Origin of the sequence: Sporosarcina sp. E16_3, from assembly GCF_017347125.1 — a bacterium.
GTDB lineage: Bacteria > Bacillota > Bacilli > Bacillales_A > Planococcaceae > Sporosarcina.
In genome coordinates this window covers 1-16,581 of record NZ_JADPRX010000003.1, presented here as the reverse complement: position 1 = coordinate 16,581, position 16,581 = coordinate 1, and the positions used below count along the sequence as shown (strand labels likewise).

Sequence of the window (16,581 nt, the reverse complement as noted above, 5' to 3'; positions counted from 1 at the left end):
ATTGATGCATAAAAATAGGTGATTGGGGGGATTGAAGATGATAAGGAAACTGATGTTAAAGAAGATTGATTATTCGAATTGGGCGACCGAACTCAGCAAACCAATTGCCGCCCGCCCTGATTATCAATTGGGAGAAGACCGTATACAATACAGTCAGATTGCTACACGTATTGTCGGATCAGGATTCGATGAAACAGAATATATGATTGAATTATACACAGCTAGCCAGGCCCCTGGAGTGCATGTATTGTCTGAAACTCTTGATAAGACAATGCCGCCGGAACGCTTTCAATCCATCCAACGTATTTATGATCTTATTCAAGAACAACCGAATCTATCGATTAATCGATTTGTTGCCTTTTTGGAGGGTGCACAGTTGCTTCCGAAATACGGAGAAGACCCTGATTTCAATAGATTAGTCAGGTCAGCGCTTATTGAGGTGCTTGAACTATTCAAGAAAAATCATGCTGGTGCATTTCATCATCCGGAATTCCGACGCGTTTTTCTGGATATCATTAAATGGACGTGGAATCACATCGATCTATGGGTGAAGGGAACACCAATCGATAAGGATATTCCGCATATCATCTGGTATGGCGATATGAACAAAAGTCAGATGTATTTTCTGTTCTACACCATCTTGTTGGGAATGGATGTTGTTATTCTTCATCCGGAAGGGAAAGACGAATTTAAAGAGCTTGATCCTGAAAGCAAATGGTCGTTCTTGACTGAATATCCGACCACGATGAAAATTCAACCTTTCCCACAAGAAGAGCCGAAACGACAAGGGACAGTCGCGTACCGTGCTTCAAAAGAAATCGATCATGTACTTCACCATGAAGGTTCTGCTTATTATAAGCCATGGCAATTCCGCAACCATCTCCCCGTGGCAGTTACATTAAAAACGACATATGACGAGATCTTTCTATTGGCGAAAGAAAAGGCATTTATACGCCCGAGCTTCTCGGCCAATGGCGATGAAGTGAAGATACCTGCATTGTTCGCAAAAGTTTCTGGCGTTTCGACCAGTCGAAAAGAGTATTGGGATAAAATGCATCGGCTCACTAGCCAACCGAATTGTCTAGTAGTGAAGAAGTTCCCTTTCATACAAGAAACTAAAGCGAATAATCAATACCATTACCAACATGCACTTGGCAAAGACGGTCGTTTAGTACCGGAAAAAATGATGCAAGGAAACTGGTGGCAGTACGGCCAACTACATGATGGTGCTCAAAAAGGACTTGCAGCGGCTATTTCAAGGATTTGTGCCAATTCCAAAATGAAGGCTCAACCGGGGGAAACGCCGGAACAAGTCGCACTCTATCTATTTACTCAGGCAACTTCTATACCGGAAGAATTGATCAATCTTTTACAGACATTTGATTATGCGCAAGAGATTCCGAAAGTGATTTTATATAACAATGAAATTAATGGTATTTTGTCTAGGGCGGATGCAGCATTGCTGTTACTGTTGAATGAAATTGGACTTGATATCGTATTATACAATCCACCCGGTCACAATGATCTGGAGCACTTTATAGGGAAAGAATATTTTGATCATCATATGTTAGAAGATATGGTGTTCGATCTATCTTTCCAGGAGAACAAAAAGGATGCATCAGTTGTAAGCGGTTTTTTAAATCGACTTTTTAACGGAAGGGATTGATTGTCATGGAAGAAACGAAGAATTATGAAGTGGAAGTATTGACGGAAAATAAAGCGGAAGCACTACGCTTACAGTTGCGACAGGATCCAGAGGTCCAAAACTTAGTCCGGTCAATCGATACTAGAAATCAGACCGGATTATTAGAATTCGGAAAAGAACCGGCAGTTGAAATTTCCACTTTTGCGGATCGCATATTGGCTTCTATGCGTTCGTCGAGTGTAACTGATTCAGGCGAGATGTTGAAACAACTTGGGAAAACGATGGATAAATTCGATAAAAATGACTTTGACGAGCCAAAAGGTTTTTTGGGGAAATTTTTCAAACGTGGGGATAAATTAATTGAAAAAGTGTTCGGTAAATACCAAACGCTTGGCAAGGAAATTGAAGGCATACACATCGAAATTTCAAAGTATAAAGATGAAATGATTCGTTCAACGACCAATATGGATGAAATGTATGACCAAAACTATAACTATTATATGGCGCTTGAAAAGTATGTTGTAGCTGGGCAGATTAAAGCTGAAGAGCTGAGAGCGCTCGTTCCAGGTCTTGAACAAAGATCAGCAGGCGGTGATCAGTTAGCGCAGATGGAATTGGATACGATGAATAACGCGATTCAGTCACTTGAAGAACGGGTATACGATCTTGAGATGGCGAGAATGGTTGCATTGCAAACAGCACCCCAATTACGTGTCCTGCAACGCGGCAACACGAAACTTATTGGGAAAATAAATTCGGCATTTATAACAACGATTCCAATATTTAAAAACGGTATTATCCAAGCTGTTGCAGCGAAACGTCAAAAACTTGTGGCGGATTCGATGGATGAACTTGATAAAAGGACTAATGAAATGCTACTCAAAAACTCGCAGAATATCGCTAGACAAAGTGTTGAAATCGCTCGTACTGCGGGTGGTCCGAGTATTAAAATTGAAACAATTGAAGAGAGTTGGAGCACAATCGTAAAAGGGCTTGAGGAAACGAGAGCGATTGAAGATGAAAACAAACGTACAAGAGAAGATGGTTTGAAACGGATCGCACAACTACAGGACAGCATGAAAAATTTCGGTAGGTGATGGTAATAAAAATGACTATACATCAATTGATGTATAGTCATTTTTATACTTTACGAACTCATTTAACTTAATCGTCTTCACGTCTAAAGAATCCGTAAACGCCAGCAGTTTGAACAATATTTGTAAACGCATTTGGATCTGTTTCGCTAATTATTTTTTCCAAATCATATAATTCATAACGAGTGATGACGAGATAAAGCATATGTTTATCTTCTTTCGAATACGCACCTTTTGCGGGAAGAATCGTTATGCCGCGTACCATTTTTTGATGAATCGCTTGCTGCAATTCATCTGCTTTTTGTGTAACAATCATGGCGGTTACTTTTTCATGACGTGTATGGAGTGCGTCAATCACGACTGTTGTTACATACAACGCTAACATCGTATACAACGCATTTTCTAGTTCATAGAGAAAGCCCGCTAAGGCAATTATGACACCATTCAGCAGTAAGAAATAGGTTCCAATTGGCTTATCTTGTAAGCGTGATAGGACCATGGCGATAATATCCATTCCGCCAGTAGAAGCCCCTAATTTCATCGAAATCCCAACGCCCACTCCCGCAATTACACCGCCAAACACTGCATTTAGAATAATATCGTCTGATACAGATAGAACGGGTAAGAGTTCTAAGAAAATCGTTACAAAGATAACGGACACGATGCTATAGATAGTAAATCCTCTACCTACTTTGTACCACCCTAATATAAAGACCGGGATATTAAATACTAACAATAGAATACCGGTACTAACTTCAATGCCTAAGAAATCTTTAAATAGACTAGATGTCAGTTGCGCGGCACCTGCAAATCCGCTGGCATAGACATTTGCGTTGATTAAAAAGAAGTTAAGCGAGATTGCAAGTAATAAGGAACCAAAGATGACGACAATAATACGTTTTGCTTCTAAGAAAAACATGACAACCTCCAGTTGTTTTGAATAAAGATAAAATAATTTGTTAGAACCTCCATTGTAACGAACCTTATATTGAAATGGTACCGTTCGAAAGAATGTATACATAAGTAGACATCCACGCAAGGGCAAGAACGGAACCCCCCTTACGATTCGCATTGAAAGGCTTTCACTTTCACATCAAAGGTATACAGCCACATCACACAGTCATCCCTGGATGAATCTAGGGACTTCTAAGGATCAGAATTTCTGCCCTGATGGGTGATCCAACACCAGCTAATTGACATGTATGTTGCCGAAAACTGCGATTTCATGGGCACACTTTCTTCCTTACAGGTTCAGTGTGGCATTGCCATCGCAAGGCAACCAATCGTTCAAGTTAAGCTTAAAATACATGATATAAAAGTTCGATTTTCTGACCAAAAGTATATGATTTCCATTGTTTGCTAAGTTCTTTCCATTGCTCAAATCGTTTTTTTAGAATTATTGAATCTTGATTTCCTTGAATTAACCGGTTGGTGGGGACCTGTTCTGTCTTTTTCAATTCCAAGCCCCTCCTTGCAATCACCATAGCTGCACTTCCATGTGAACTTAATCCATACTTTTTCATAAATTTATGCTGTCCAATTTGACTGGTATACGCGGGATTAACAGCCACGACTGCTATGCCGTCTTTTTGGCATTTGCTTGTTAACATGGATTGAAACGAAGTATAGGCAAATCCACTTAACACCTTTGCCTGTTTATTCGATAGTTGTTTCAGTTGTTGTTTTTTCTTTTTAAAATCTAATTTTTCGTGTGCGATTGGCTTTTGTTTTACTACTGCATAGTCAACAACTCGTTTTAATGCATCGCTTAAACTTTGTTTCGCTTGTTGGGTAGACACATGATAGGCCTTAAATGGGACTTGAAACGAATGCACATGATTCCCAAAACGATCAACATCTGTAACAGCCAAAAAGCTGGCGTTAAAATCAACGCCTATTTGCCCGTGATTTTGCAATGTCTTTATTTCAGCCGTATCCACATCAACCGACATATTGAGATACCAATGCCTGTTTTTAAAAATAAATTTACATGTCAGCGCTCGATAATACCGGACTTTGTTTCCTTTGCCTTTTGTATAACCGATAGTCGGAACTTTTGCTTTATCAATATTTTCTTGTCCATACGTGAAGTGTATATTTGAAAGAACGATATATTTTCCGAATTTCCCTTCGTCTTTTCGATTGACACGGATGCGCAACTGGTTTTCCAAATCATACGTACAACTTTGATTGCCATAGGTTTCATCTTTTGATCCGATAAACGTAAACTGCGAGGCACGGGCTTTTTCCCAGTTGTTTTTCCACTGTTCGAATGATAAATCATTTTCTGTAAGATGAAATTGCTTGTGAAATAACTTTTTCGAGCCGAAACACAAACGAGCAACGCCACACTTTTCATCACATTCCAGGCGTTCCATTTTTACTTGTAAACGATGTAGCTTCCTCTTTTTTTGATGAATAGCCATTTTTAATTTCCGGTAACTGTTCACTTTTTTCAAAAAAGAAGGCTCATCTCCTCTCATTTTTACTAAAGTGTTTTGGGCCTTTTCTTTTTGTGCAATCTTTTTCGTCAGGAATTTTCTGGTTTGATAAATCTTTTCTTTCGTTTCTTCGATATGTAGTTTTGTTACTTCTTTTTTCGATGATACTCGGCCATCCAATTGGTTTTTAATGCTGTTGTATTGCATTGCGGTGAGTTGATAGTTTGCACAATACTCTACTTTTAGCTGATTTGTCGGTTTTTTTCGAACGTATACATCAACAAACAACCTTCTCTCTATCCGACCAAATTCCTTAGCGTACTGTTGGAAATAGACGTAAACAGGAATTTCACTATAATCAAGAAGAACAATCATCCCGTTCTTCAATTTCGTTTGATAGGTTCGGAACATGGATGATTGCCTCCTCGACTGTTTTTTAATCCGCGGCCCGTATAATTGCTCGAAGATAGTAATCTTAATTCACGAATTATATATCTAAATACCCGTAACCACAGCAGATTAAACCCTATTACTGTCGAATAACTAAATCAGTAATTCGGAATATCTATGTATACGCGTGTTATTATACGTATGTCTATTTAAAATGTTAACTGCTGTATACCCTTAAACGTTTGATGAAATTCCTTCAGGTAGAAATTTGTGCTTGGCTTGATGAAAATAAGAAAAGAGAACCCGTATTAATCCGGATTCTCATGTTCCTAATGGTATGGTGAAATATGATATATGTCTTGCCCAAGCAGAAAATAGCTTAATGGCAATCGCTGATAAATACCCAGTTAAATCATCAACCCAACAACCGCGCCGCAATTTTCTTCGCTGTCACAACATCCTTCGTTCCATGCACAAGCATGCGGCCGTCACGGAATAGTACGATGCGGTGGCCGCTATATTCACAGGCGACGAGATGTGGATTGTGGATTAAATTAGAAACAGTTCCGCGAATTGATTCGGCGAAAGGGAGGAGCTCAAACTTTCTACTTTTAGGCCAAGACAATTGGACGGTGTCACGTCCACAAAGCACCGCTGTTTTCATAGACTCATGGGCTGAAAGGAACGGATACACAGCATTTTCGGAACAGCTTGGACAACCCGCTTTCTTCATGCTTGCAACTCCAATTGAAGCTCGGTTGCCTGTCCATAAATCAACAGATTCAAGTTTTGGTTCAAATGGTGTTCTCGTTATATATTTTAACACGTCAGCAACTTGGCGAGCAGCTGTAGTAACGACAATCGGGCTGATAACGCCGACTGTGTCACATGTCAATGTCTGTGATGGCAATGTCTCTAGTAAACAATGCAGACACGGTTGATTGTCTTGAATGCCGATCGGGAACGTCAGGCCATAACTGCCAACACATGCGCCCATGAAAAAAGGGATGCCGAGTTTTAGCGCCGCATCGTTCGCCAGCAGCCGTGTTTCAATATTGTCTGTTGCATCCAGCACTACATCATGTCCACCCATCAAATCAAGGACGTTTTGCGACGTGACATCGATAACAATTCCTGTTACATCTACATCGCTATTAATCGCAGTCAATCGCTTCTCGGCGGCAACCGCTTTTGGCAATTGCTCAATGACGTCTTGCTCGATATACAGTTGCTGGCGATGCAGATTGGTCCACTCGATAATATCCCGGTCAACAATCGTTACGCGCCCAACGCCTGCACGGACTAGCATTTCAGCACCAGATGAGCCAAGCGCGCCGGCACCTAATATGAAAACACTTGCCGTACGTATTTTTTTCTGTCCATCTTCGCCAATTGGGGCAAATAGCTCCTGGCGGGAATATCTCTCGCTCAAATGGTTACAAGCCCTTCTGTAGGGCTGCTCGCAACCGCGTAATCGCGCTCAGGCATACGACCCGCTTCATAGCCAAGTCGTCCTGCTTCGATTGCGAGTTTCATGGCAAGGGCCATTTTAATGGGGTCTCCAGCTTCTGAAACCGCTGTGTTCAATAATACCCCGTCCGCACCTAGCTCCATCGCATAAGCTGCATCTTTCGGCGAGCCGATTCCTGCATCGATAATAACCGGTACAGTGGATTTTTCAATGATGAACGACAAGTTGAGTGGATTCAAAATACCGCGCCCTGATCCAATTGGGGATGCACCTGGCATGATTGCGTGAACACCCATTTCGCATAATCTGCGCGCAAGCACAACATCATCCGACGTATAAGGAAGGACGATGAACCCTTCATCCAACAGCATTTCTGTTGCGCGAAGTGTCTCTACTGGATCGGGGAGTAATGATTGGTCACAGCCGATGATTTCAACTTTTATCATGTCGCAAAGCCCTGATGCTTTTGCCAGTTTCGCGATGCGCACCGCTTCTTCAGCTGTTTTTGCGCCAGCTGTATTTGGCAATAGCGTGTATTTTGACAGATCAAGTTGTTCAAGGAAATTTGGTTGTGATGGCTCAAAGATATTCATACGTCTTACTGCGAATGTTAGAATTTCTGACTCTGATACTCGCGCCGCCTCTTTTTGCACATCAAATGACGGGTATTTTCCTGTTCCTAGTAGCAGTCTTGAGTTGAATGTTTTATTGCCGATTGTTAGCATAATTATCCTCCTCCTACAAAGTGAATGATTTCAATTTGGTCGCGGTCATTGATGGGCAAGTCATATGCGTCTTTCGCAAGAATATCTCTGTTCATTTCCACGATGACGATGCGTTCCGCAAGTTCCAGATGCCCTAGCAGTTCCTGCACATTACCAACTTCTGCCGGCATGTCATACCGATTGCCGTTCAGTTCGATTGTTCGCTTCATGAAAAACCCCCCTTTTCGGATCAAATGCCTTAATCCGCTCTCTATTCACTTCATTTCCGATGATTAAATCTCGAATCAAGCAGGCAGTTACGGGTGCCAATAAAATCCCATTCCTGAAATGACCCGCCGCGATATACATATTCTTGTTCCCGGGAACCCGACCGATATACGGCAATTCATCAATGGTTTTCGGACGCAGACCTGCCCATCTGTTCATAACAGGAAGGTGAGAAAGACCAGGAATAAATCGTTCTGCAATTGCATTCAACGCCAGATTACCGGCATCTGTTATCTGCAAATCTGTAAGTCCCTGTTCCATCGTAGCCCCGATGACAAGCGTTCCATCCGGGCGAGGAATGACGTAACAGCCATTATGAAAAAGTGTATAAGGTAAGTGCCTGCCCATCGCGTTGAGTTGCATACATTGGCCTTTCACTGCCGTCATTTGAAGCCTTGGCACAAGCTTGGCACTCGCTGTACCACCTGCAATCACTACATGTCTTGCTGTGATAACGGACGCTCCAATGCGTATCTGATAGCCGTCATGCAACGTTGTGATCTCATCGACTTGAGCCTGTTCTGAAACAGTTGCACCCAAACGTTTAGCTGCTGCGCAAAATGCCAGGCAAGCCTTTTCGGGATGAACATGGACATCTTCCTTAAAAAGATATGCACCAAAAGCAGGTGCGGCGACATGCGGAATTCGTTCGCGAACTTGTTCAGCTGAAAGATAAGCTGCGTTATTCCAGCGGGAGAGGGCAATTCGTTCTTCTTCGGAACAAGCGAATTGAACAATTCCACCAGCTGTATAACCGATGTCGGCATCTTTTTCGAGCTTAAATTCTTGATACAGTGCCTGACTTTCGCGTGCGAATGAATAAAAGGTGTCATTTAAGTATTCAGAGTGAGCACCAAGCATTCCACCGGCTGCCCGAGTGGTGCCTTGGGCGATTTTATCGCGTTCAACAAGGTGAACAGACAAGCACTCTTTTGCTAAATAGTAAGCGATGCTGCAACCGATAATTCCCCCGCCAATTACGACTACATCAACTTGTTGTGGCATGGCTGGCATCCTTATAGGCTGTCGCAGCAATATCGGGATTGTCACTGCCGAAAATGGATGACATCACCGCAATCCCTGCAACTCCGCCTTGGTTTAATTGCGGAAGGTGGTGCGGTTGAATGCCGCCAATCGCATAGACGGGAATGGGTAGCGATTCAAGGATTTGAAAAAGCTCATCGGTTCCGCGGGGCGGTAGGCCAACTTTTGAACTTGTCTCGAATAAATGACCATAGAGAACCCAGTCGGCACCTGCCTTATATGCAGTTTCAGCTTCATCCAAAGAGTGGACAGATCTGCCAAATGAGATAACGGGATATTGTTTTTTGAGTAGCGCTAGCGGTGCGTCGTTTCCGGGTAGTTGTACTTTTTTAATCCCCGAAATTGAAGCGACATTCGTTCGCCCGTGGACAATTAGTTTGGTTGAATCAAAGCCCGATTCAATTAATTGTTGAATCAACGCTATTACTTCTGAATCCGTTTTAGACTTTTCACGTAAGAAGGCGGCGTCGATAGAAGATTCGATTGATAATAAGGTATGAAGCAATTGACTAGTTTCCATTTTGTCATCTGTTACGGCGATTATTTTCATTAAACTTCTCCTTATCCAAAAGAAATAGTAAAGGTTTTTACCTCGGAACAGTGTCTAGTTGCAGGCGCCAGCCCCTCAGGTCATAAGCAATCCAGCTATGTGGCAAAGAGCGCCACGTCTCTGGATCGACTTATGCCTGTCGGAGCTGGGCGGCGCCTTCCGCTTTTCAATATAAAAAGACCACTCTCCAGGTATGGAAAGTGGTCTGTCGATGGCATTAGAATGCACTGATAGGAAGACACGCCACTTCCCTACGCAGGTACAAACCTGTTCAGGTGATAAGGGTAGCGGAGTGGAACTCGTTTCTCAGTCCTTTAAAAGGATTCCCCTAATGGTCGAATATGGTATGAAGTTGTCAATCTATTAGTAGCATAGCATGTCAATGGAATGAATGAAAGGATGAACAGTTGCGCTTAGTCGTCTAAGTGGACGTTATGATGCACTTGTTGAACATCTTCCAACTCATCGAGGACATCAATCATTTTTTCGAATTGTGCTTGTGCTTCTGGTGAAAGAGTCAAGTCGTTTTGCGCCAGCATTGTTATTTCAGCGACGTTAAATTCTGTAATACCGGCACCTTTCAATACTTCCTGAACGACGTGGAACTGGTCGGGTTCAGCATAAATGATGACTGATTCCTCTTCCTCCAAAATATCACGCACTTCGACGTCCGCATCCATTAACAGTTCGAGAACATCGTCGGCAGATTTACCTTCAATTCCAATAACTGCAGTCGCATCGAACATATAGGAAACGGATCCGCTGACGCCCATATTACCACCATTTTTACCGAATGCAGCACGTACTTCTGATGCTGTACGATTGACGTTATTTGTCAGTGTATCGACAATAACCATCGAGCCGTTAGGTCCGAATCCTTCATAACGAAGCTCAGTAAAGTTTTCTTCTGAACCGCCTTTTGCTTTTTCAATCGCACGGTCAATAATTGCTTTTGGTACACTGTATGTTTTTGCGCGTTCTACAACAAATTTTAGCGCTTGATTCAATTCAGGATCTGGCTCACCTTGCTTCGCTACTACGTAAATTTCACGTCCGAATTTTGCATAAATGCGACTCGTGTCCGCATCTCTTGACGCTTTTTTCTCTTTGATATTGTTCCATTTACGGCCCATGAAGTTCCACTCGCTTTCGATTTAACATAGATTTACTACAATAAGTATACAACAAGTGTATGCAAGTAGACGAGTGGGAATTTCAAAAAATGGGGAGGCTAGTTGTGTCGGGAGAGAATAGTGCATTCACTGTTGTCTGGTTCCTTGAATCTGTCGTAGAATTTGTCTGCTATCGTACAGTTTTGTCGTGACAAGAAGAACAATATCCGATATTTAAGAATAACTCTTTTTCTTATGACGATTCTCAATTATACTAAAGGTGAACGTTCATCCTACTATAGAAGGGAACATAAACATGGAACTCATATATAAAGGAAAGACGAAAGATGTATATAAACTGGACGACAGCAATGTGCTGCTGAAATTTAAAGATGATGTAACCGGAGAAGACGGGGTTTTCGATCCTGGTGCGAACACAGTCGGCTTATCGATTGAAGGTGCAGGGCAATCTGGATTGCGGATGACAACGTTTTTCTTTGAGAAAATGGCTGATAAAGATATTCCGACTCATTATGTAGATGCTAATATTGAAGAAGTAACGATGACAGTACGATCTGCGAAAGTATTTGGTAAAGGTCTCGAAGTGATTTGTAGATACCGTGCAGTTGGAAGTTTCTTGCGCAGATACGGCGCGTATTGCGAAGAGGGACAACCCCTGGACGCATTCGTCGAAGTAACGCTAAAAGACGACGATCGCCAAGACCCGCCGATTAACAAGGATGGACTTGCACAACTCGGTCTATTGACGACAGATGAATACGTTACACTTGAAGCGTTGACGAAAGAAATTTCAGGCGTAGTTAAAGCCGAACTTGCAGCTAAAGGTCTTGACTTGTATGATATTAAACTTGAGTTTGGACGCGATGCTGAAACAGGTAAGATCATGCTAATCGACGAAATTTCTGGCGGTAATATGCGCGTCTATAAAGACGGTACATATATTTCACCAATGGATCTTGAAAAATTAGTACTAGCGTAAATGAAAAACCGCTGTTAATTCCACAAAAGTGGAGTTGGCAGCGGTTTTTGTTTACTTATTTTTATCAGCTGCAACTTCCAAATATATTGAAATGGATAAAATAGTTTATTGATTACCCTGACGTAAATGGAAATAAAAGATAGGGGAACAATTTTAAGTTTCCATACATATTAAAATGAATTAAAGCCATCCTCCATAGTGAAGAGATATCGAGGAGGAATCATATTGAAACAAAAAATTGTATTGTCCATCATGTTGTCTGTCCTTCTAATTGCCGGTGGGTGTGGGAAGAATGGAGTTAAGTTACCAGTCACTGGGGAAAACGTTCAATCGGTGACGTCGCCGATTTTGAATACGAAAGGGAGTAAAATTGGTGAGGCTAGCTTTGTTGAAGGAATTGACGGTGTGACAATTAACATCCAGGCTGAGGGATTGTCACCTGGCAAACATGGCGTTCATATTCATGAAATCGCTGTGTGTACACCGCCTGACTTTAAATCTGCTGGAGGTCATTTTAATCCAGGGCATAAAGAACATGGATTTGATAATCCCAAAGGGTTTCATTTAGGTGATTTGCCGAACCTCGAAGTCGATGCAGAAGGTAAAATCACTGCAGAAGTGACGACCGCCTTGGTTACGTTAAAGCAGGGCGTGAAGAACTCACTTCTCGATGCTGACGGCAGTTCCCTTGTTATTCATGAAAAAGCAGATGACTATAAAACGGATCCGGCGGGTAATTCAGGTGACCGGATTGCCTGCGCGGCAGTGAAAAGCGGTTCTTAAGCGATTATATACGCCGTGCGACCACTCATATCCGATGCCCACACACCCGCCCAATCAATCAATCAATCAATCAATCAATCAATCAATCAATCAATCACCATAACCTAGCCCTATTTCAACAAAAAGTTTTCCGTATAATAAGGCTGCAATTTTTCATTGAACGAAACGCCTGTACCAAGGTGGCTGTAAGTATCCAACAAAATGTTCTCACGGTGCCCCTCGGAATTCATAAGGCCTTCATGTGCAAAAATACTGCTTGATTGGCCATACGCCAGGTTTTCACCCGCTCCCCGGAAACTGACGCCGTCATCTTTCATCCGGTCGAACGGGGATTTACCTTGCTTGTTCTCATGGCTAAAATAATCATTATCTGCCATGTCGGCACTGTGTTTTCGTGCTGTACCTGCTACGTTTGGCTCCCATTTTAGGATAGAAAGCCCGTGACGGACACGCGCTGCATTCGTTAAGTCGAAAAGTTGTTGTTCGAAACCGTTTCGTAAGTTTGCATCACCGCCGGCATAGATGCCGGTTTTTTTCTTTTCCAGTGAATCATTAATTAGCTGAATGGCCGTGACTTCGTCATTTTGATGCAAATCATAAAAAACGTACGTGTAGGTGTCTCCTGATTTAAAGACGTCGAAACCTTCACTTTCTTGAAGCATGAAAATATTCAACCCTTTTCGGATTTCTGTGATTGGTTCGCCGAATGTTTCACGCACAGTCGATTTTAGGGAACCGTATTTAATGCCAGCAGTTGATGAAATGAGGTCATCATTTGTATAAATGGCGTTCACTGTTTGTTTTTCATTGAATGAAACCAAGACGAAGTTTTGATAGCCGTCGTGATAAGTAAACCATTCGGTACCGTATTCGTTCATGGAATGATTTTTTGGCTCCCCAAGTTCGGTTGTTACTTTTTCTTGTGGGCTACCGAGTTCGATATTGTGAATTGAGACCTGCGTTTTTACGGGTTTATTCAACACTGGTTTTTCTGTAATAGGGATAGATTCTTCGATTTCAGCCGTTTTTGAAGTTAAGTAAGATAGCGCTTTATCTATGGTGTTGCTAATGGAATGGATTGCTGTATCGAGGGATTCATTCGTCAAAAGAGTGTCGATTTTTTCGTCAACGGGTTCAAGAAATGAGATGTCGACATATTGTGAGACTGGTTCTTCCCAGTACGGTTTTGTGAAAAAAAGTGCAGCAATGAAAAGGATGAATAGGAATAATCGTTTCATGGAATCGCCTCCTACTTGCTATTGTAACCCCTTGGGACTAGTTGAATACAGTATGAAGGTGTTTTGTGTGACGGTATAAACTGGGTTCGCTCCATTTCCAGTACTCAGCGAAAAGCTGTATACTAATAGAACAACAGATGAACGGAGTTTTCAACGTATGACTATATCTAAAAAAATGTTCAATGCACAAGTGATGGAAAACAACTCGCATGTATTCAGATGCCCAATCTGCGCGTCAGGAATGGTTATGGTGGACAAGTCAAGGCTCGTTTGCACAGATAATCACTCATTCGATTTATCGAAAAATGGCTATGTTAACTTGGCTCCGCAGGCACATGTGACGAAGTACGATAAATCGCTGTTTGAAGCACGGAAAACGGTAATGAGCAGCGGGTTTTTTAATCAGGTTCTGGAGTTTATTACACATAAAGTCCGTGCGCATATAGAAGGACGGGAGCAGGCTTTCATCCTGGACGCGGGTTGCGGGGAAGGCACGCACTTGTCGGCAATTCTTTCACAATTGACTGGAAAAACAAATGGGGTAGGCATTGATCTCGCGAAAGAGGGAATTACTGCGGCAGCGAAAGAGTATCCAGGCTCAATTTGGGGTGTCGCAGACCTGGCAAACTGTCCGTTTCAAGAAGACCAATTCGACGTTATTTTAAATATTTTATCGCCGGCAAATTACGCAGAGTTTACACGTATTCTGAAACCGGATGGATTGTTCGTGAAAGCAGTACCGGAAAGCGGTTATCTAAAGGAGTTACGGGCAATCTTTTATGACGATGAAGAACGCATAGACGATACGGATTCCGTCACGCGCTTCGCGCAACATTATGATGCTGTCACGACGGAACGGATTACGTATGTCTTTCCATTACCGGTTGGTCTTCTTGCGCCGCTTATTCGCATGACGCCGCTCACATGGGGCGCTAGTGAGGAAAAGATTGAAGAGGCGCTAGCGATGGATATACAGAGCATAACAATCGATTTCACCGTCATTTCAGGCGTGAAAAGGGTTTAGTAGAGAAAGGGGCGAGGAAGATGTTTGGTGGAATTAGCGGTGTTCCAAGCTGGTTTTATATTCTCGCGATTGCGGTTATTATTATTTTTATTATTATAACGGAATGGAAAACACGCTAAAGGGGGACTCATTCGTGACTAAAAAAAAGGTTAGTAAAAGACAGAAACCGAAATTATCCGTAGCCCATAAGGCCATGCGGGTGGAAGCGATTCTCGATAATGAAGGATACATTGAAAAAGTCCGAATTGACGGTGGCTATATGACCGGTGCGGAAGGTGAACGACTGACTTTCGATGATGTGATCTTTAAGGATGTATCGTTTGCAGGAAGTGATTTTGCAGGAGCGGAATTTGTTGATGTCGTTTTTGATACATGCGATTTATCCAATGTTAATTTTCAGGGTGCCATGTTCCATAGATGTGAAATCGTAAATTCGAAACTGACAGGCGCGGACTTTGCGAACGCAAAAGTAGGGCATACGCTACTCAAGGAATGTGACGGGCGCTACATTAACTTCAGCTTCTCCAGCATGAAGGAAGTCGAGTTTGCTGAGTGTAATTTAACAGATGGCGATATTTATGAAAGCTCATTTAATAATGTGCAATTTAAGGTATGTAAGCTGGATAATATCAATTTCACCGAAACGGACTTGAACGGCGTTGACTTGTCGGATAGTACATATGACCGGATTGAGGTCACGCTGCCGAAAATTGCCGGCTGTATTGTGTCAAAAGATCAGGCAATTGGCTTCGCGCGTGTGCTGGGGTTATCCGTGAAAGAAGAATAATGGTATACTTAAACGAAATCAGAGTGGAAAAGAGTGGACATATATGTTGACATTTGAAGAGAAACAACAGATCATCGAAACAATTCCCGAACTTACACGTAAAGACGTGTCAATGAAACGGGTCAACTATCATTTTGAAGAGAGCTTATATGAAAAAACAGTCGTCGTTCAGCACTTACATCCGAACGGTAACGGTTTTATCTATGTAGCAGGAATTCCTGGATACGATGCGGATGAACGTGGTCTGGTCAATATCCGTGAAGCTTCAGAAGAGGAACTGCGGAAAATCATTGCAGATTCTATCAAGGCTTTATCTGAAGGTGCGCCTGAACCGCAAGCTATTGTACAAAGGTTTGTGAACAATGAAGGTGAAGAGCTGATCCTTATGGAAGAGCAAGGCTTCTGGAACTTGTATCACGGCTTGAATCTTGAAGAAAGTTTCGGTGATTATAACGAAGCTGACGTCTATTTGATTGAAGAGGAATTCGTAAGAGCCGAAGACGAGGATGATGCTCGATGAAAGGCAAAAACCTTGTCATTGGCCTTGTTCTACTGACTATATTAAGTATTATTGCTATTTATTTCACAATGAAGGCAACAGTAAATAATATGGAAAACGGGATGGCGCCGATTGTGACGGTTGTTGAATTGATTGAAGAAGTTGATTATCGTTAATTGAAAAAGCGCACCAGGGATTTTAATCCTTGGTGCGCTTTTTCTTGTTGTCTAGCTCCACGAGTCGCTTCAGGCCTTAAGTTAAAGGCAAAGTACGCCTTTCTCTTAAGGCCTTCCAGCGCTTGTCGGGGCTAGAACAGGCGCTTGCGCTTGGGCCTACAGGATGTAGGTCATGCAGCTGTTGCCACAGGAAGTGGCGCCCTTAAGCTGCGTTCCTTTTAGGCGCTTGCGCTTTTCTTAGTGTCTAGCTCCAGCGCCTAGCCCCTCGAGTCGCTTCAGTCCTTAAGTTAAAGGCAAAGGGCGCCTTTCTCTTAAGGCCCTCCAGCGCTTGTCGG

17 protein-coding genes and 1 riboswitch are annotated in these 16,581 nt (G+C 42.4%); of the genes, 8 read left to right on the top strand and 9 right to left on the bottom strand.

Features of this window, described 5'->3' with window-relative positions; all coding sequences use genetic code 11:
- The first annotated feature begins 37 nt into the window (after positions 1-37).
- Entirely contained in the window at positions 38-1,666 is a 1,629-nt protein-coding gene (locus I2483_RS03700; protein ID WP_207174008.1) for a YceG family protein, read from the top strand.
- Positions 1,667-1,671: 5 nt separating this feature from the next.
- The gene (locus I2483_RS03695; protein WP_207174007.1) at positions 1,672-2,742 is read left to right on the top strand and encodes a toxic anion resistance protein; all 1,071 of its coding nucleotides are present in this window, start codon (positions 1,672-1,674) and stop codon (positions 2,740-2,742) included.
- A 67-nt stretch (positions 2,743-2,809) separates the two neighbouring features.
- Here the strand turns inward: I2483_RS03695 and I2483_RS03690 are convergent, their stop codons facing one another.
- The 8 genes from I2483_RS03690 to I2483_RS03655 all read right to left on the bottom strand — a co-directional run bounded on the left by I2483_RS03690 (position 2,810) and on the right by I2483_RS03655 (position 10,760).
- Entirely contained in the window at positions 2,810-3,658 is an 849-nt protein-coding gene (locus I2483_RS03690; protein ID WP_207174126.1) for a YitT family protein, read from the bottom strand.
- Between the two features lie 379 nt (positions 3,659-4,037).
- On the bottom strand, positions 4,038-5,591 hold the full coding sequence (locus I2483_RS03685) for an IS200/IS605 family accessory protein TnpB-related protein (protein WP_207174006.1): 1,554 nt from the start codon (positions 5,589-5,591) through the stop codon (positions 4,038-4,040).
- Positions 5,592-5,985: 394 nt separating this feature from the next.
- Positions 5,986-7,002, bottom strand: a complete 1,017-nt coding sequence (locus I2483_RS03680; protein WP_207174005.1) for a ThiF family adenylyltransferase — start codon at positions 7,000-7,002, stop codon at positions 5,986-5,988.
- Positions 6,999-7,772 (bottom strand): thiazole synthase, encoded by a 774-nt coding sequence (locus tag I2483_RS03675; protein ID WP_207174125.1) that lies wholly within the window; start codon positions 7,770-7,772, stop codon positions 6,999-7,001. The genes I2483_RS03680 and I2483_RS03675 overlap by 4 nt, the downstream gene beginning before the upstream one ends.
- Complete coding sequence (gene thiS, locus I2483_RS03670; protein WP_186671555.1) at positions 7,769-7,975, bottom strand: sulfur carrier protein ThiS; 207 nt, start codon at positions 7,973-7,975, stop codon at positions 7,769-7,771. Before thiS ends, I2483_RS03675 begins: the two co-directional genes overlap by 4 nt.
- Complete coding sequence (gene thiO, locus I2483_RS03665; protein WP_207174004.1) at positions 7,938-9,038, bottom strand: glycine oxidase ThiO; 1,101 nt, start codon at positions 9,036-9,038, stop codon at positions 7,938-7,940. Before thiO ends, thiS begins: the two co-directional genes overlap by 38 nt.
- Positions 9,022-9,627, bottom strand: coding sequence for a thiamine phosphate synthase (locus tag I2483_RS03660; RefSeq protein WP_207174003.1), 606 nt, complete (start codon positions 9,625-9,627; stop codon positions 9,022-9,024). The genes thiO and I2483_RS03660 overlap by 17 nt, the downstream gene beginning before the upstream one ends.
- A gap of 231 nt (positions 9,628-9,858) precedes the next feature.
- Positions 9,859-9,967: riboswitch (TPP riboswitch) on the bottom strand.
- A 73-nt stretch (positions 9,968-10,040) separates the two neighbouring features.
- The gene (locus I2483_RS03655) at positions 10,041-10,760 is read right to left on the bottom strand and encodes a YebC/PmpR family DNA-binding transcriptional regulator (RefSeq protein ID WP_207174002.1); all 720 of its coding nucleotides are present in this window, start codon (positions 10,758-10,760) and stop codon (positions 10,041-10,043) included.
- 295 nt (positions 10,761-11,055) lie between these two features.
- Here I2483_RS03655 and I2483_RS03650 point away from each other — a divergent pair, with 295 nt between their 5' ends.
- Both I2483_RS03650 and I2483_RS03645 read left to right on the top strand, forming a co-directional pair.
- Positions 11,056-11,739, top strand: a complete 684-nt coding sequence (locus tag I2483_RS03650; RefSeq protein ID WP_207174001.1) for a phosphoribosylaminoimidazolesuccinocarboxamide synthase — start codon at positions 11,056-11,058, stop codon at positions 11,737-11,739.
- Between the two features lie 225 nt (positions 11,740-11,964).
- Positions 11,965-12,522, top strand: coding sequence for a superoxide dismutase family protein (locus tag I2483_RS03645; RefSeq protein ID WP_255550262.1), 558 nt, complete (start codon positions 11,965-11,967; stop codon positions 12,520-12,522).
- Between the two features lie 110 nt (positions 12,523-12,632).
- Here the strand turns inward: I2483_RS03645 and I2483_RS03640 are convergent, their stop codons facing one another.
- On the bottom strand, positions 12,633-13,760 hold the full coding sequence (locus I2483_RS03640; protein WP_207174000.1) for a CAP domain-containing protein: 1,128 nt from the start codon (positions 13,758-13,760) through the stop codon (positions 12,633-12,635).
- Between the two features lie 157 nt (positions 13,761-13,917).
- Between I2483_RS03640 and I2483_RS03635 the strand changes: the two genes are divergently transcribed.
- From I2483_RS03635 to I2483_RS03620, 4 genes are all read left to right on the top strand, one after another.
- A complete protein-coding gene (locus I2483_RS03635; protein WP_207173999.1) occupies positions 13,918-14,784 on the top strand; it encodes a putative RNA methyltransferase in 867 nt (288 codons plus the stop codon).
- A gap of 133 nt (positions 14,785-14,917) precedes the next feature.
- Positions 14,918-15,571, top strand: coding sequence for a pentapeptide repeat-containing protein (locus I2483_RS03630; protein WP_207173998.1), 654 nt, complete (start codon positions 14,918-14,920; stop codon positions 15,569-15,571).
- A 43-nt stretch (positions 15,572-15,614) separates the two neighbouring features.
- Positions 15,615-16,091, top strand: coding sequence for a hypothetical protein (locus I2483_RS03625; protein WP_207173997.1), 477 nt, complete (start codon positions 15,615-15,617; stop codon positions 16,089-16,091).
- Positions 16,088-16,246 (top strand): hypothetical protein, encoded by a 159-nt coding sequence (locus I2483_RS03620; protein ID WP_207173996.1) that lies wholly within the window; start codon positions 16,088-16,090, stop codon positions 16,244-16,246. Before I2483_RS03625 ends, I2483_RS03620 begins: the two co-directional genes overlap by 4 nt.
- Positions 16,247-16,581 lie beyond the last annotated feature (335 nt).

Coding starts and splice junctions, on each gene's coding strand:
- I2483_RS03650 (WP_207174001.1), top strand. CDS start 11,056: ATGGAACTCATATATAAAGGAAAGACGAAAGATGTATATAAACTGGAC.
- I2483_RS03695 (WP_207174007.1), top strand. CDS start 1,672: ATGGAAGAAACGAAGAATTATGAAGTGGAAGTATTGACGGAAAATAAA.
- I2483_RS03655 (WP_207174002.1), bottom strand. CDS start 10,760: ATGGGCCGTAAATGGAACAATATCAAAGAGAAAAAAGCGTCAAGAGAT.
- I2483_RS03690 (WP_207174126.1), bottom strand. CDS start 3,658: ATGTTTTTCTTAGAAGCAAAACGTATTATTGTCGTCATCTTTGGTTCC.
- I2483_RS03625 (WP_207173997.1), top strand. CDS start 15,615: ATGTTGACATTTGAAGAGAAACAACAGATCATCGAAACAATTCCCGAA.
- I2483_RS03620 (WP_207173996.1), top strand. CDS start 16,088: ATGAAAGGCAAAAACCTTGTCATTGGCCTTGTTCTACTGACTATATTA.
- thiS (WP_186671555.1), bottom strand. CDS start 7,975: ATGAAGCGAACAATCGAACTGAACGGCAATCGGTATGACATGCCGGCA.
- I2483_RS03700 (WP_207174008.1), top strand. CDS start 38: ATGATAAGGAAACTGATGTTAAAGAAGATTGATTATTCGAATTGGGCG.
- I2483_RS03635 (WP_207173999.1), top strand. CDS start 13,918: ATGACTATATCTAAAAAAATGTTCAATGCACAAGTGATGGAAAACAAC.
- I2483_RS03660 (WP_207174003.1), bottom strand. CDS start 9,627: ATGAAAATAATCGCCGTAACAGATGACAAAATGGAAACTAGTCAATTG.
- thiO (WP_207174004.1), bottom strand. CDS start 9,038: ATGCCACAACAAGTTGATGTAGTCGTAATTGGCGGGGGAATTATCGGT.
- I2483_RS03640 (WP_207174000.1), bottom strand. CDS start 13,760: ATGAAACGATTATTCCTATTCATCCTTTTCATTGCTGCACTTTTTTTC.
- I2483_RS03685 (WP_207174006.1), bottom strand. CDS start 5,591: ATGTTCCGAACCTATCAAACGAAATTGAAGAACGGGATGATTGTTCTT.